The following is a 14,044-nucleotide window of genomic DNA, read 5'->3' on the forward strand; positions in this document are numbered from 1 at the left end:
CCCGGAAGGGTCAGGGCTGGCGCATCCGCAGGCCCTGCATGCCGCCGTCGACGGCGAGCACGGTGCCCGTGGTTGCGCCGGCCTGCGGGCTGGCGAGGTAGGCGATGGCGGCCGCCACCTCGGCGGCGCTCACGAGCCGGCCGGTGGGCTGGCGGGCCTCCAGAGCGGCCAGTTCGGCGGCCGGGTCGGGTGCGGCCGCCAGCAGCCGGCGCACCCAGGGAGTGTCCACTGTGCCCGGATTGACGCAGCATACCCGGACGCCCTCACGGACGTGGTCGGCGGCCATCGCCAGCGACAGCGACTGCACAGCGCCCTTGGTGGCGCTGTACAGCGCGCGCTGCGGGAGCCCAGCGGTGGCAGCGATCGAGCAGGTGTTGACGATCGCGGCGTGCTCGGACGCCCGCAGGTGCGGCAGGGCGGCACGGCTGACCCGGACGAGACCGACGACGTTGACGTCGAAGACCCGATGCCACTCGTCGTCCGGATTGGACTCCACTGTGCCAACCGCGCCGATTCCGGCGTTGTTGACGAGGACGTCGAGGCCACCGAGCACCTCCACGGCGGCGGCGACTCCGGCGCGTACCGAGGAATCGTCCGAGACGTCGGTGGCGAAGCCGACCAGCGGCTCCGGCAGCCCTTCGGGTTTGAGGTCGAGGCACGCGACCCGGGCACCGCGCTCGGCAAGGAGCACGGCGGTGGCCAGGCCGATGCCCGAAGCCCCACCGGTGACGAGGGCCTTGAGGCCCGCGAAGTCAGCCCCTGATGATTCGCTCATGCTGTTTTCCTGGTTCGCTCGGTCGTGCGGCGCTGAAGGCGACGCCTTCCCTCGCGCCGCGGGCGACTTCGTCGGCGCGTCGCTCAGTCCAGGCGCCACCGCGCCAACTCCCTCGCTCACGCCGCCCCGATCTCCTGGCGCTGCCGACCCAGCCCATCGACCTCCAGTTCGACGACGTCGCCGGCGCGCAGGTAGGGCTTGGGCTCGGGCTGGCCGAGCGCCACGCCCGCCGGTGTGCCGGTGTTGATGAGGTCGCCGGGGTAGAGCACCATGAACTGGCTCAGGTACCGGACGATTTCGGCCACCCCGAAGATCATGTCTTTGGCGCTCCCGTTCTGCCGCGCCTCGCCGTTGACCCACAGCCGCAGCCCGAGCGCCTGCGGGTCGGGCACCTCGTCGGCGGTGACCAGCCACGGGCCCAGCGGGTTGAACGTCTCGCAGGACTTGCCCTTGTCCCACTGCCCGCCGCGTTCGAGCTGGAACTCGCGCTCGGAGACGTCGTGTGACACCGCGTACCCGCCGACGCAGGCGAGCGCGTCCGCCTCCGACTCCAGGTACCGGGCGGTGCGGCCGATGACGACGGCGAGCTCTACCTCCCAGTCGGTCTTCGTGCTGCCGCGCGGCACGAGCACCTGGTCGTATGGTCCGATGACTGTGTCGGGGGCCTTCATGAACACGACCGGCTCGGCCGGCACCGGCAGGTTGCTCTCGGCGGCGTGGTCGCGGTAGTTCAGCCCGATGCACACGATCTTGCCCGGCCGCAGGGGCGCACCGATCCGCAGCCCGTCGGCGTCGAGCACCGGTAGATCGCCACCGGACAGCGCGGCGGCGACGCGCTCGGGCCCGGCCCCTGCGAGGAAGGCTCCATCGACGTCCGGCACGACACCGGTCAGGTCACGCAGCCGGCCCTCGTCGTCCAGTGCGGCGGGGCGCTCGGCGCCGGATGGACCGACCCTCAACAACTTCATACATCGGATGTCTACCAGCACGGACCGTTACTGACAACACCCGCACGAGATGATCCGGCGTGTCCGACGCACTGGTCGTCGCGACCGTGGTGACCGCCCGCCTCCGGTCAGTCCCAGAGCCGTGCGGCGGCGACGGCGTCGACGGTCGCCCAGCCGTGCCCGCACAGGACTAGGGCCTCCGCGATTCGCCACAGCATGGCGTCGACCTCGTCCAGGTCGGCTTCGCCGAGGTCGGGGCGGCGGCGAGCGAGCCTCGCACGCTCCTCTCCCACGATGAGGTGCGCGCGGTACGTGAGATCGCCCTGCAGCCGCTCCCGATCACTCAGCACCCCGACAGAATAATACTACAGGACGTAGTATGTAACCGCCCCAGGGAAGCTGGGCGTGCGTTTGTCCGTATCGACGCAGATCAGGCAGCGGGCCGCGCGGCGCGGCCGAGGAAATGCTCGGCATTTCCGCCTAGCAACGCGGAGCGTTGCTCCGAGGTGAGGAAGTCGGCCTTGCGGACGACCTCGCCGGCCGGGCGTTCGCCCAAGGGGTACGGGTAGTCGCTGCCGAGCAGCACCCGGTCTTCGCCCAGCACCGTCACCAGCAGGCGCAGGGCGGCCGGGTCGAATACCACGGTGTCGACGTAGAAGCGGTCGACGTAGTGGCTGGGCGGGTGCGCCGACCGGCCCCGTACCACGTCACCGCGGCGGTGCCAGGCGTTGTCGGCGCGCCCCAGCCAGTACGGGAAGCTGCCCCCGCCGTGCGCGAAGCAGATCCGCAGCGCGGGCGACACCTCGTCGAAGACGCCGCCGAGCACCATCGCGAGCAGCGACAGGTGCGTCTCGGCGGGCATGCCGGCCAGCCAGCGCGACATCCACCGGTCGAGGCGCCGGCCACCGGGCATGTCCCACGGGTGCACGAAGACCGGCGCGCCCACCTCGGCGCAATGCCGCAGGAATGCCACGATGCCCGGGTCGTCGAGGTCACGGTCGCCGACGTGGTTGCCGATCTCGACGCCCGCGTGGCCGGCGGCGAGGCACCTGTCGAGCTCGGCGCACGCGGCGTCGGGATCCTGCAGGGGCACCTGGCAGAACGGTACGAGGCGGCCCTCGCCGGCCGCCGCGCACTCCAGGGTCAGGTCGTTGAAGATCCGCGCCACCTTGACCGCCTGGGCGGCGGGGCGCTCGTACGAGAAGAACACCGGCGTCGGGGAGACGACCTGCACGTCGACGCCGTCGGCGTCCATGTCGCCGAGCCGCGTCGGCGCGTCCCAGCAGGCCACGCCGATCGGCCGGAACTCCGTCGAGCCGATCATGATCATGGCGTCGCGCTCGGAGCCGACGCGCAACCAGGGCCAACCCTCGCCGCCGCACTCGACGGCGAGGTCCGGCCAGCCCTTGGGCACGACGTGCGTGTGCACGTCTACGACTCGGCCCAACGGTCAGCCCTTGCCTGGATGCAATGTGCCGCACTTTTCGCAGGTGCGGGCCCGCTCGTCGGCGTAGAACGCCCCGAACACCGGCGGCAGGTCGGTGACGATGTCGCGCACCTGTAGCTCGACCTCGTGCACCAGGTTGCCGCACTCGGGGCAGTACCACTGGAACTTCTCCAGCGTGCCCTCCTCGCGCACCCGCTCGACGACCAGCCCGACCGAGCCGACCTCGGGGCGCTGCGGCGAGTGCGGCATGTTGCCCGGAAGCACCCACATCTGACCCTCGCGGATATGCACCGTGTCCGGGCCGTCGGGTGTCATGACGTTGAGGTGCATATTGCCCTTGATCTGGTAGAAGAACTCCTCGTACGGGTCGACGTGGAAGTCGGTGCGCTGGTTGGGCCCGCCGACCACCATCACGATGAAATCGGCGCCGGTCGGGAAGAGCTGCTTGTTGCCCACGGGCGGCTTGAGCAGGTGCTGGTTCTCGGCCAGCCAGTCCGGGAAGTTCACCGGCTGCGCGACGCTGGTCATGAGCCGCCTCCCGCAGCCAGCCCGGAGTCGAGGGAGCTGTGAGGGCGCGCCGCCCGCAGCCGCCACAAAGCGGAGTGAGCGCCAACTAGTTCGGTCATGGTCAAGCCTCCTACGGTAGAAGTGCGACCGCCTGCATCTCGATCAGCAGGTGCGGGTGTGGCAGCTGGTGCACGGCGACCGTGGTGCGCGCCGGGCCGGCCTCGTCGAAGAACTCGCCGTACACCTCGTTGTAGCCGCCGAAGTCGTTCATGTTCACCAGATACGTGGTCACCTGGGTCAGGTCGGTGAGATCGGCGCCCACCGCCCGCAGGATGTCGCGGACGTTCTCGATGACCGCCCTGGTCTGCTCGCGGATGTCCAGTGTGGTCGTTCCCATCTTGTCCACGCCGGCGCCCGCGATCGAGCCGTCGAGGCGGCGGCTCGACGTACCGGAGACGAACGCGAAACCGCCCGCGACCTTCACGTGCGGGAAGCGACCGCGCGGCCGCGCCATGCCACTCACGATCATGAGAGCTCCACACACACGTTGGTCACCTCGGAGTAGAAGTCCAGTGAGTGCCGGCCACCCTCGCGGCCCACGCCGGAGGCCTTCATCCCGCCGAACGGGGTGCGCAGGTCGCGCAGGAACCAGGTGTTGACCCACACCAGCCCGGCGTCGAGGCGGGCACCGGCGCGATGCGCGCGCCCGACGTCGCGGGTCCACACCGTGGCCGCGAGCCCGTAGACGCTGTCGTTGGCGAGCGCGTACGCCTCGTCCTCGTCGTCGAACGGCGCCACATGGCACACCGGCCCGAAGACCTCCTCGCGGTTGAATCGGTCCTCGTTGGACAGTCCGGTGAGGACGGTGGGCTCGACGTACGCGCCGCCGTCCCGGGCGTCTCCGAACGACGGCACGCCGCCACCGGTCACCAGCGTGGCGCCCTCGGCGCGGGCGAGGTCGTAGTACCCGAGCACCTTCGCGCGGTGGTCCCGCGAGATCATGGGCATGGTGGCGGTGGCGTCGTCGTGCGGCCAACCGTGCGGGAGCGCGGCGGCGCGGGCGGCCAGCCGCTCCACGAACTCGTCGAACACCGGCCGCTGCACGTACAGCCGCTCGGTGCACAGGCACACCTGCCCACCGTTGGTGAACGAGGAGCGTGCCGACCCGTCGACCGCCGCGTCGAGGTCGGCGTCCGCGAACACCAGGCCGGCGTTCTTGCCACCGAGCTCGAACGAGACCGCCTTCACGCCGTCCGCGGCGGCCCGCATGATAGCCGCGCCTGTCGCCGACTCGCCGGTGAACGTGACGGCGTCGACGCCTGAGTGCTGGGTCAGATACTCCCCCGCCGAGTCCGGGCCGAACCCGTGCACCACGTTGAAGACGCCGGGCGGCACGCCGGCCGCGGCCACCGCCTCGGCCAGTACGGAAGCGGACGACGGGGTCTCCTCCGACGGCTTGACCACCACGGCGTTGCCGCACGCCAGCGCCGGCGCGACCTTCCAGGTCAGCAGCAGCAGGGGCAGATTCCACGGTACGACGACAGCCACGACGCCCACGGGCTTGCGCACCGCGTAGTTGAGCATCCCCGGCGCGGCGAACGCCTCGATGGGCGCCGCGGCGATGATGTCCGCGAAGGCCCGGAAGTTGGCCGCTCCGCGGGGGATGTCGAGGGTACGTGCCTGGCGGACGGGCTTGCCGGTGTCAGCCACCTCGGCGGCCACCAGGTCGTCGAAGCGGCGCTCCAGCTCGTCGGCGATCCGGCGGAGCACCGCCGCGCGGTCACGCTCGCTGGTGCGGCCCCACTCGCCCCGCAGCGCGGCCCGGGCGGCCGTAACGGCGGCGTCCACGGTGGACCGATCGGCCTCACACACGTCGGTGACCAGCTCACCGGTCACCGGGCTGTACTTGGGGAACGTCTTCTCCGAGGCCACGAAGGCCCCGCCGACGAAGTGCCTCAGCGCCATGCCCGCCACCCCGCGAATCCGGCGACCGCCACCAGCAGTGTCGCCGCTCCAACCACCTGATGCTGCCGCCGCACCCGCCGCCGCACCTCCGCGTACGGCGTGGTCGTGAACGACACCAGCTCGTACCGGGACACGTATCGGCCGGGCAGCACCCGCTCCAACGCGTGCTCGACGCTCTTCCCGAACCGGAACACCGGCGAGGCCACCTTGTCGCGCATCTCCACGAAGTTGTCCAGCGCCATCTGCGCGATCGCGTCGACGTTGGCGCGGCGGCGGCTCTCGAAGAGCGGCAGCGCCGCCGCCCAGTCGTCACCGGTCTCGGAAAGGCACCGGTCGAGCGCGACGCAGTCTTCGAACGCGCAGTTGGCGCCCTGCCCGTAGAACGGCACGATCGCGTGCGCCGCGTCGCCGATGAGCCCGACCCGACCGTCCACCACCCACGGTGCGCAGCGGACGGTGCCGAGCCGGCCGACCGGGTTGTGCTGGTAGTCGTCGACGAGGGTGGGCATGAGCGGCAGCACGTCCGGGTAGTGCCGGCGGAAGTGCCGCTCGATGGCCGCCGGGCTGGAGAGCGATGCGAAGCTCTCGGTGCCGCCGTTGGGCCAGAAGAGGGTGCAGGTGAACGACCGGTCCGGGTTGGGCAGGGCGATCATCATGGCGTTGCCGCGCGGCCAGATGTGCAGCGCGTCGGGCGGCAGGGCGAAATCCCCGCCGAGGGGCGGGATCGAAAGCTCCTTGTACCCGTAGTCGAGAAAGTCGAGCGACTCGTCCAGTACCCCATCTCCGAGCAGCTGGCCGCGCACCGCACTGCCGGCGCCGTCCGCGCCGAGGACGACCTCGGCGCTGGCCTCGACCTTGCCCTGGGGCGTCTCGAAAACGAGCGGGTCGAGCCCGACGAGCCGGTGTTCGAAGACCAGCCGCACGTCCGGTGCGGAGGCCGCGGCGTCGACGAGCGCGCCGTTGAGCGCGGCCCGGCTGATCGAGTTGATCGCGCGCGTACCGTCCACACTGTACGGCTGGAAGTCGGGTGCGCCGCGCACTGGATGCACCATCCGGCCGCGCATCGGCAGCGCGCCCGCCATCACCTGGTCGTCGAGCCCGAGGCGGCGCAGCGCGTCGAGCCCGCGTTCGCTGAGCGCGAGGTTGATGGAGCGGCCGCGTTCGGCCCGGGCGGTGCGCGGGTCGGGACGCCGCTCGTAGACCGTGACGGCGTGGCCGCGCCGGGCCAGGAAGCACGCCAGCAGGCTGCCGGACAAACCGGCACCGATCACGGCCACGTCGCTCATGCCCTGCCCACCTCCGCGGCGACAGCCTCGGCGACGCGCCAGCAGTCGTGGTACGTCGAGTAGAGCGGTACCGGCGCGAGCCGCACGATGTCGGGCTCGCGCTCGTCGGCGACCACACCGTGGCCGTACCGCAGCGCCTTGGTGAGGCCGGCCGCGTCGGGCACGCGCAGCGAGACCTGGCACCCACGCCGGCCCGGCTCCCGCGGCGTGACCACCAGCCGCGGGTCGAGCAGGTCCATCAGGTACCCGGTGAGCCGCAAGCTGCGCTCGCGCAGCGCGACCATGCCGACCTTGTCGAAGATGGACAGTGACGTGCGCACGGGCGCCATCGCCAGGATCGGCGGGTTCGACACCTGCCACGCGTCGGCGGTGGCCGGCGGGCGCGCGACCGGCTCCATCCGGAAGCGCGTCACGGGATCGGTGCTCCACCAGCCCTCGAAGCGCGGCAGCCCGGCTGGGCTGGACGCGTGTCGCTCGTGCACGAACGCCCCGGCCACCGCGCCCGGTCCGCTGTTGAGGTACTTGTACGAGCACCAGGCGGCGAAGTCGACGCCCCAGTCGTGCAACCGCAGCGGCACGTTGCCGGTGGCGTGCGCGAGGTCCCAGCCGACGACGGCGCCGACCTCCTGTCCCAGCGCGGTGATGCCGGGGATGTCGCGCAGCTCGCCGGTTCGGTAGTCGACGCCGCCGAGCAGCACGAGCGCGGTCCGGTCCCCGTACGCTGCAAGGGTCTCGCGGACGTCGACGGTCTGGATGACGGTCTGGTCGGGGTCGAGGCCGTGGAAGCGCGCCTGGCTGCGGACCGCGTAGCTGTCCGACGGGAAGAGCCCCTCCTCCACGACGATGCGGGTACGGTCGCCGCGCGGGCGATAGAACGACACCATCAACAGGTGCAGGTTGACGGTGAGGGAGTTCATCACCACGGTCTCGGTGGGCAGCGCGCCGACCAGCCGGGCGGCGGGCTCGCGCAGCTCCTCGTGGTACGGCAGCCAGGGGTGCTCGCCGTCGAGGTGACCGGCGACGCCGCGGGTGGCCCACGCGTCCAGCTCCGCCAGGACGTCCGCGCGGGTCGCCTTCGGTTGCAGTCCCAGCGAGTTGCCGGCCAGGTACGCGGCCTCGGGATAGCGGCCGCCCTCGGCCGGCGGGATGTGGAACAGATCCCGGTGGCCGGGATCCTCCCGGTCCCGGCGCCGCGCATCCTGCTCCGCCAGCATCACATCGCCGTCCGCGCCGACCACAGCTCGGGAAACACGACCCGGGCCATGCTCCGCGTCAGCCAGGTGGTGCCCGCCGAGCCGCCCGAGCCCGGTTTCGCGCCCATTGTCCGCTGCACCGCCACGAGGTGCTTGTACCGCCAGTCGCCGAATTGCTCCGCGACATCGGTGAGCACCTCTCCGAGCACCCGCAGTGCGTTCTCGGGGCGGTCGTCGCGATAGATCTCCACCCAGGCTGCCTCGACGGCGGGGTGCGGCTCGTGCTCGCGCGTCCGGTCGGCGGTCAGAGCGTCCTGCGGTATCTCGAAGCCGCGCCGGGCGAGCAGCGCGATCACGTCGTCCCAGACGCTCGGGGCGTGCAACGCGTCGGCCAGCTCCTGATGGAGGTCGGCGTGCCGGCGGAACGGGCGGATCACCGACTCGCTCTTGAGCCCCAGCAGGAACTCCAGGTGCCGGTACATCGCGGACTGGAAGCCGGACGCCTCGCCCAGCGCGCTGCGGAAGCGGTTGAAGTCGGCCGGCGTCATCCACCGCAGGCCGCGCCAGGCCGCGTTGAGCGCCTCCAGGTCGAGTGCGGTGCGCCGCAGCGGCGCCACCGCGCCCCACATGTCGTCGTCGCGCAGCAGCCTCTGCGCCTCGCGCAGCTCGAAGCGGGTCAGCCCGAAGTACAGCTCCATCACCTGGCTGACCACCAGGAACGACATCTCGCCCGGGTCCTTGGTCAGCGGCTGCTGGAGCGTGTGCAGCGTACTGGCGTGCACGTAGGTGTCGTACGGAACCCGGTCATCGAAGTCCAGGATGGGTCCTGTCACCCTTCCCATCCTCTCGCCGTTCGCCGCATGCTGGAATGCCGGTTCAACGGTCGTTTAGCCTGGTGACCGAGGGATCGACAAGCGGGTCGGTGAGATCACTTAACGAACTGAAGGTCGCCGTGGATGACATGGACTGGGCGCTGTTGCGGGAGCTCCAAGCGGACGCCCGGCTGTCGTACAGCGAGCTGTCGCGCCGCGTGCACCTCTCGCCCCCGGCGGTGGCGGAGCGGGTGCGGCGGCTGGAGGAGGCGGGCGTCGTCACGGGGTACCACGCGCACGTCGACCTGACCAAGGCCGGGCGGCACGTGGTCGCCATCATCCGGATGTCCTGCTACGGCGTCCGGTGCGTGCTGCGCGACCCCGAGGTGGCCGGGTGGCCGGAGGTACTGGAGATCCACCGCGTGACCGGCGACGCCTGCTGCGTCCTCAAGGTCGCGACCGGCGCGATGGAAGATTTCGAGAAGATCATCGACCGGCTCGCGCCGTACGGCCAGCCGTCGAGCACGATGGTGCTCTCCAGCCCGCTGACCTGGCGTCCTGTCGACCCGGCGCCATAGGACAAGAGCGGCGGCCGGAGCGAAGCCCCGGCCGCCGTCACGCTACGCGCGCTCCGCCGCCACGAGTTCAGCGATCTGTACGGCGTTGAGCGCCGCGCCCTTGCGCAGGTTGTCGCTGGAGCAGAAGAACGACACCCCGTGCTCGACTGTCTCGTCGGCGCGGATGCGGCCCACGTACGTCGGGTCCTGGCCGGCGGCCTGCAGCGGGGTCGGCACGTCGCTAAGCACCACGCCGGGCGCGCCGGCGAGCAGCTCGCGGGCCCGCGCCGGGCTCAGCGGCCGGGCGAACCGGGCGTTGACCTGCAGCGAGTGGCCGGTGAACACGGGCACCCGCACGCAGGTGCCGGCGACCTTGAGGCCGGGGATACCGAGGATCTTGCGGCTCTCGTTGCGGAGCTTCTGCTCCTCGTCGGTCTCGTCGGATCCGTCCTCGACGATCGACCCGGCGAGCGGCAGCACGTTGAACGCGATCGGCCGCGCATACTGCCGCGGCTCTGGCATCGGCACCGCTGACCCGTCGAAGGCCAGCTCTGCGGCCCGGTCGACGACCTTCTTGACCTGCTCGTCGAGCTCGGCGACGCCGTTCAGGCCGCTGCCGGACACCGCCTGGTAGGTCGACACGACCATGCTGACCAGCCCTGCCTCTGCGTGCAGCGGGCGCAGCACCGGCATCGCGGCCATGGTCGTGCAGTTCGGGTTCGCGATGATGCCCTTCGGGCGCTGGGTCGCCGCCTCCGGGTTGACCTCGGAGACCACGAGCGGCACGTCGGGATCCATCCGCCAGGCCGAGGAGTTGTCGATCACGACCGCGCCGGCCTCCGCGACCTTGGGGGCCAGCTCCTTCGACGTACCCTTACCGGCCGAGAACAGCGCGATGTCCAGACCGCTGTAGTCGGCCGTGGCCGCGTCTTCCACCGTGATCTCGGTGTCCCACCAGGAGAGCGTGCGCCCGGCCGAACGACTCGACGCGAAGAGCCGCAACCGTTCGACGGGGAACTGCCGCTCTGCCAGCACCCGGCGCATCACGCCGCCGACCTGGCCAGTTGCTCCGACAATGCCGATCTGCATGGCCGCCACGTTACCGGCCGACGCGGCCGGGACCAGGGCCGATATCTCAGCTTGTGGGCCTGGTCGCAGATATAGGGGCGGAATTTGTCGGTGGGCCGGTGCAGGATGTGCGGGTCTGCGACGGGGAGGAGCGGCATGGAGCCCGCTATCGAGGCAGAGGGCCTCGTCAAACGGTACGGATCGGTAGTGGCACTCGACGGCCTTGACCTGGCGGTGCCAGAAGGATCGGTGATGGGCCTGCTCGGGCCCAACGGCGCCGGCAAGACCACGGCGGTCCGCGTCTTCACCACGCTGTTGCGCGCCGACAGCGGCCGGGCCCGCGTCGCCGGCCTCGACGTCGTCGCCGACGCGCGCAAGCTGCGGGAGGTCATCGGCCTGTCCGGGCAGTACGCCGCGGTCGACGAGTACCTGACCGGCTTCGAGAACCTCGACATGGTGGGGCGGCTCTACGGCCTGAGCACGCGCGACAGCCGGGCCCGGGCCCGCGAGCTGCTGGAGCGGTTCGACCTGGTCGACGCCGCCGACCGGCCCGTCAAGGGCTACTCCGGCGGCATGCGGCGCCGCCTCGACCTCGCCGGCGCGCTGGTCGCCAAGCCGCGGGTGCTGTTCCTCGACGAGCCCACCACCGGGCTCGACCCGCGCAGCCGCATCGGCATGTGGGAGATCATCGCCGAGCTGGTGGCGGCCGGCAGCACGCTGCTGCTCACCACGCAGTACCTGGAGGAGGCCGACCGCCTGGCCGACACGATCGCGGTGATCGACCACGGCAAGGTGATCGCGCTCGGCACGGCCGACGAGCTCAAGAGCCAGGTCGGCGGCGAGCGCCTGGAGCTGACCGTCAGCACGCCGTCCGACCTGGCGAGCGCGCGCGAGGCGCTCGCGCCGCTCGCCTCCGGTGACATCACCGTCGACGAGCAGACGCGCCAGCTGACCGTGCCGGTCAGCGGCGGCGCCTCCGCCCTGATGGAGAGCCTGCGGCGGCTCGACGCCGAGGCGGTCAAGGTGCTCGACGTCGGCCTGCGCCGACCGAGCCTCGACGACGTGTTCCTCACCCTGACCGGCCACGCGACCGAGGAAGAGGAGGCGGCGGCGCGATGACCACCGCGACACTCAAGCCCCTCCGCGACGGCATGGTCGTCGCGCGGCGCAATCTGATCAAAATCAAGCGGGTACCGGACCTGCTGGTCTTCTCTACCGCGTCGCCGATCATGTTCATCCTGCTGTTCGCGTACGTCTTCGGCAGCGCGATCGACGTGCCCGGAGTCTCCTACCGCGAGTTCCTGATGGCCGGCATCTTCACCCAGACCGTGCTCTTCGGTGCCACGATCACGGGCAGCGGCCTGGCCGACGACATCCAGAAGGGCATCGTCGACCGGTTCCGGTCGCTGCCGATGGCCCGCTCTGCGGTACTGGTCGGCCGCACCACCAGCGACCTGGTCAACAACGTGCTGGTCATCATCGTCATGTCGATAACCGGCCTGATCGTGGGCTGGCGCATCCACTCCTCACCGCTCGAGGCGCTGGCCGGGTTCGGTCTGCTGCTGCTGTTCGCGTACGCGTTCTCGTGGGTGATGGCGGTCGTCGGCCTGTCGGTGCGCAGCCCCGAGGTGTTCAACAACGCCAGCTTCATCTTCGTGTTCCCGCTGACGTTCATCGCCAACACCTTCGTCGGCACCGCCAACCTGCCCGGCCCGCTGAAGGTCTTCGCCGAGTGGAACCCGGTCTCGGCGGTCACCCAGGCCGCTCGCGAGCTGTTCGGCAACACCAACCCGGCGGTGCCGCCACCCGACGCCTGGCCGCTGCGGCACGCGGTGCTGACCTCGCTGCTGTGGATCGCCGCCCTGCTGATCGTCTTCGTCCCGCTGGCGGTCGACCGCTACAAGAAGGCCGTCAGCCGCTAGAGCCGTCCCAGCCGCCGCGCCCGCCCCGGCTGCGGGCCGCGGCGGCCCGGCGGGCCTCCAACGCCGTACGGCGGGCGCGGTTGTTTGCACGCCGCCAACGGGCCGCCACGATCATCGTCACGAGCATGGCCGCCGCCGCGATCATGATGCCGATCGCGGGGGCGTACGACGACCGGGTCAACGGCCCGGCGGCCGAATCCTCGCCCGCCCCCGGCTGCTGTCTCGCCGCCGCGGCGGGCGGGGTGGGCGTGGGCGGCACCTCGTCGGGGTTCACCAGCCGGCCGACGGAGGCGTCGGCGGGCAGCGCGTATCCCCAGTCCAGCAGCGCTGCCGCCTGCTGCCAGGTGCGCTGCGGCCGCGCCTCGGCGCCCAGCAGCGTCACCACGAGGCGCCGGCCGTTGCGCTCGGCCGCGCCGACGAAGGTGTGCCGCGCCAGCGTGGTAAACCCGGTCTTGCCGCCCAGCGCGCCCTGGTACCGCGACAGCAGCTGGTTCTCGTTCTGGATCTGGAAGCCGCGCGGGTCCTTCGGTGGCTGGGCCGGGATCTGTGCCTGCTTCGCGGCCACATACCTGCGGAAGTTCTCGTTCGCGAAGCACACCCGGGCGATCAGCGCGAGGTCGTACGCGCTGGTGAACTGCCCCTGGCCATCCAGCCCTGATGGGGTCACCGCGTGCGTCTGCAACGCCCCGAGCCGCCGCGCCTCGGCGTTCATCGCCTCGATGGTCGCCGGCACGCCGCCCTGCCCTCCGCCGAGACGAGCCAGCACGTTGGCCGCGTCGTTGCCGGAGTTCAGCAGCAGCCCGAGCCAGAGCGTCTCGATCGAGTACTTCCCGCCGAGCAGCAGCCCGACCGCCGAGCTGCCCGCCTCGAAATCCAGGTCGGCGCGGCTCACCTGGATCACCTGCTTGGGGTCCAATTTGGACATGACGGTCGCGGCGAGCAGGAGCTTCTGCACACTGGCCGGCGTACCGTACTCGTGCGGTCCGCAGCCGCCGAGCACCTCGCCGCTGCCCATGTCGGCGACCAGCCACGACGTCGCGGTCAGCTTGGGCGGGGCCGGTGCGCCCCGCGGGATCGTGAGGCCCGCGGTGGCCAGCCCCTCGCCGCCCACGACGCGCTGGTAGTCGGCCAGCTCCGGCGCCACCGGCTTGGCCGGCCGCTTCACCGGCGGATCGGGCTTGACGGTCGGGCAGGCCACGAAGGGCGGCGGCGCGGCTCGGGCGCCGGCCCGCGATGCCCGCTCGGCGGGTGGCGCGAGCGCCGCGCCGGCCGGGAGCGGCACCGCGATCGCCATCAACGCCGCGCTCGCCATGGACGCGGCCAGACCCCGAACGAACATCCTGGTCACCCTAATCCGCACTGCCCGGCGATGGCGACCGGGAGTGCCATTCATCAATGCGCACCCGCGCTGAGAGCCGGGGGCCAGACGACGCCGATCGAGGAGGTTTCCGTCGATCAAGGTCAACCGCACGCGTAACGGAGATCAAACCACGTGCGGTTGACCTGAGACGAAACTCGGCCCAGCCACGTGTGCGGCAGCGTCCCGGCGGAGCCGGGACTTCGGG

The 14,044-nt window shown here is 71.3% G+C and carries 14 protein-coding genes and 1 pseudogene; 3 read left to right on the forward strand and 12 right to left on the reverse strand.

Annotated elements, in window-relative coordinates; all coding sequences use genetic code 11:
- Positions 1 to 10: 10 nt before the first annotated feature.
- The 10 genes and pseudogenes from V6V89_RS27300 to V6V89_RS27345 form a co-directional block, all read right to left on the reverse strand.
- Positions 11 to 775 (reverse strand): SDR family NAD(P)-dependent oxidoreductase, encoded by a 765-nt coding sequence (locus V6V89_RS27300; RefSeq protein ID WP_334622294.1) that lies wholly within the window; start codon positions 773 to 775, stop codon positions 11 to 13.
- Between the two features lie 116 nt (positions 776 to 891).
- The gene (locus tag V6V89_RS27305; protein ID WP_334622295.1) at positions 892 to 1,743 is read right to left on the reverse strand and encodes a fumarylacetoacetate hydrolase family protein; all 852 of its coding nucleotides are present in this window, start codon (positions 1,741 to 1,743) and stop codon (positions 892 to 894) included.
- Between the two features lie 107 nt (positions 1,744 to 1,850).
- Positions 1,851 to 2,072 carry a hypothetical protein gene (locus tag V6V89_RS27310; protein ID WP_334622296.1) on the reverse strand — a complete coding sequence of 74 codons (222 nt, stop codon included), beginning with the start codon at positions 2,070 to 2,072 and terminating at the stop codon, positions 1,851 to 1,853.
- An 80-nt stretch (positions 2,073 to 2,152) separates the two neighbouring features.
- Complete coding sequence (locus V6V89_RS27315; RefSeq protein WP_334622297.1) at positions 2,153 to 3,169, reverse strand: amidohydrolase family protein; 1,017 nt, start codon at positions 3,167 to 3,169, stop codon at positions 2,153 to 2,155.
- A gap of 3 nt (positions 3,170 to 3,172) precedes the next feature.
- Positions 3,173 to 3,697, reverse strand: coding sequence for a 3-hydroxyanthranilate 3,4-dioxygenase (locus V6V89_RS27320; protein WP_334622298.1), 525 nt, complete (start codon positions 3,695 to 3,697; stop codon positions 3,173 to 3,175).
- 109 nt (positions 3,698 to 3,806) lie between these two features.
- On the reverse strand, positions 3,807 to 4,205 hold the full coding sequence (locus tag V6V89_RS27325; RefSeq protein WP_334622301.1) for a RidA family protein: 399 nt from the start codon (positions 4,203 to 4,205) through the stop codon (positions 3,807 to 3,809).
- Positions 4,202 to 5,641, reverse strand: coding sequence for a 2-hydroxymuconic semialdehyde dehydrogenase (locus V6V89_RS27330; protein WP_334622302.1), 1,440 nt, complete (start codon positions 5,639 to 5,641; stop codon positions 4,202 to 4,204). Before V6V89_RS27330 ends, V6V89_RS27325 begins: the two co-directional genes overlap by 4 nt.
- Positions 5,630 to 6,927, reverse strand: a pseudogene (locus V6V89_RS27335) (FAD-dependent oxidoreductase); the annotation flags it as partial. The pseudogene V6V89_RS27335 and the gene V6V89_RS27330, both read right to left, overlap by 12 nt.
- Positions 6,924 to 8,141, reverse strand: coding sequence for a kynureninase (kynU, locus tag V6V89_RS27340; RefSeq protein ID WP_334622304.1), 1,218 nt, complete (start codon positions 8,139 to 8,141; stop codon positions 6,924 to 6,926). The pseudogene V6V89_RS27335 and the gene kynU, both read right to left, overlap by 4 nt.
- A complete protein-coding gene (locus tag V6V89_RS27345; RefSeq protein ID WP_442935225.1) occupies positions 8,141 to 8,962 on the reverse strand; it encodes a tryptophan 2,3-dioxygenase in 822 nt (273 codons plus the stop codon). Before V6V89_RS27345 ends, kynU begins: the two co-directional genes overlap by 1 nt.
- Before the next feature lie 110 nt (positions 8,963 to 9,072).
- On the opposite strand from V6V89_RS27345, the gene V6V89_RS27350 reads away from it, so the two are divergent.
- Positions 9,073 to 9,510 (forward strand): Lrp/AsnC family transcriptional regulator, encoded by a 438-nt coding sequence (locus V6V89_RS27350; protein ID WP_334622313.1) that lies wholly within the window; start codon positions 9,073 to 9,075, stop codon positions 9,508 to 9,510.
- 42 nt (positions 9,511 to 9,552) lie between these two features.
- Here V6V89_RS27350 and V6V89_RS27355 read toward each other — a convergent pair whose 3' ends face one another.
- A complete protein-coding gene (locus V6V89_RS27355; RefSeq protein WP_334622306.1) occupies positions 9,553 to 10,578 on the reverse strand; it encodes an aspartate-semialdehyde dehydrogenase in 1,026 nt (341 codons plus the stop codon).
- Positions 10,579 to 10,713: 135 nt separating this feature from the next.
- Here V6V89_RS27355 and V6V89_RS27360 point away from each other — a divergent pair, with 135 nt between their 5' ends.
- Both V6V89_RS27360 and V6V89_RS27365 read left to right on the forward strand, forming a co-directional pair.
- The gene (locus V6V89_RS27360; protein WP_334622307.1) at positions 10,714 to 11,676 is read left to right on the forward strand and encodes an ATP-binding cassette domain-containing protein; all 963 of its coding nucleotides are present in this window, start codon (positions 10,714 to 10,716) and stop codon (positions 11,674 to 11,676) included.
- Positions 11,673 to 12,479, forward strand: coding sequence for an ABC transporter permease (locus V6V89_RS27365; protein WP_334622308.1), 807 nt, complete (start codon positions 11,673 to 11,675; stop codon positions 12,477 to 12,479). The genes V6V89_RS27360 and V6V89_RS27365 overlap by 4 nt, the downstream gene beginning before the upstream one ends.
- Here the strand turns inward: V6V89_RS27365 and V6V89_RS27370 are convergent.
- On the reverse strand, positions 12,469 to 13,818 hold the full coding sequence (locus V6V89_RS27370) for a D-alanyl-D-alanine carboxypeptidase family protein (protein WP_334622309.1): 1,350 nt from the start codon (positions 13,816 to 13,818) through the stop codon (positions 12,469 to 12,471). The two genes, V6V89_RS27365 and V6V89_RS27370, sit on opposite strands and share 11 nt — an antisense overlap.
- Positions 13,819 to 14,044 lie beyond the last annotated feature (226 nt).

The organism is Micromonospora sp. CPCC 206061 (genome assembly GCF_036906915.1).
In the GTDB taxonomy this organism is placed as follows: Bacteria; Actinomycetota; Actinomycetes; order Mycobacteriales; family Micromonosporaceae; genus Phytohabitans.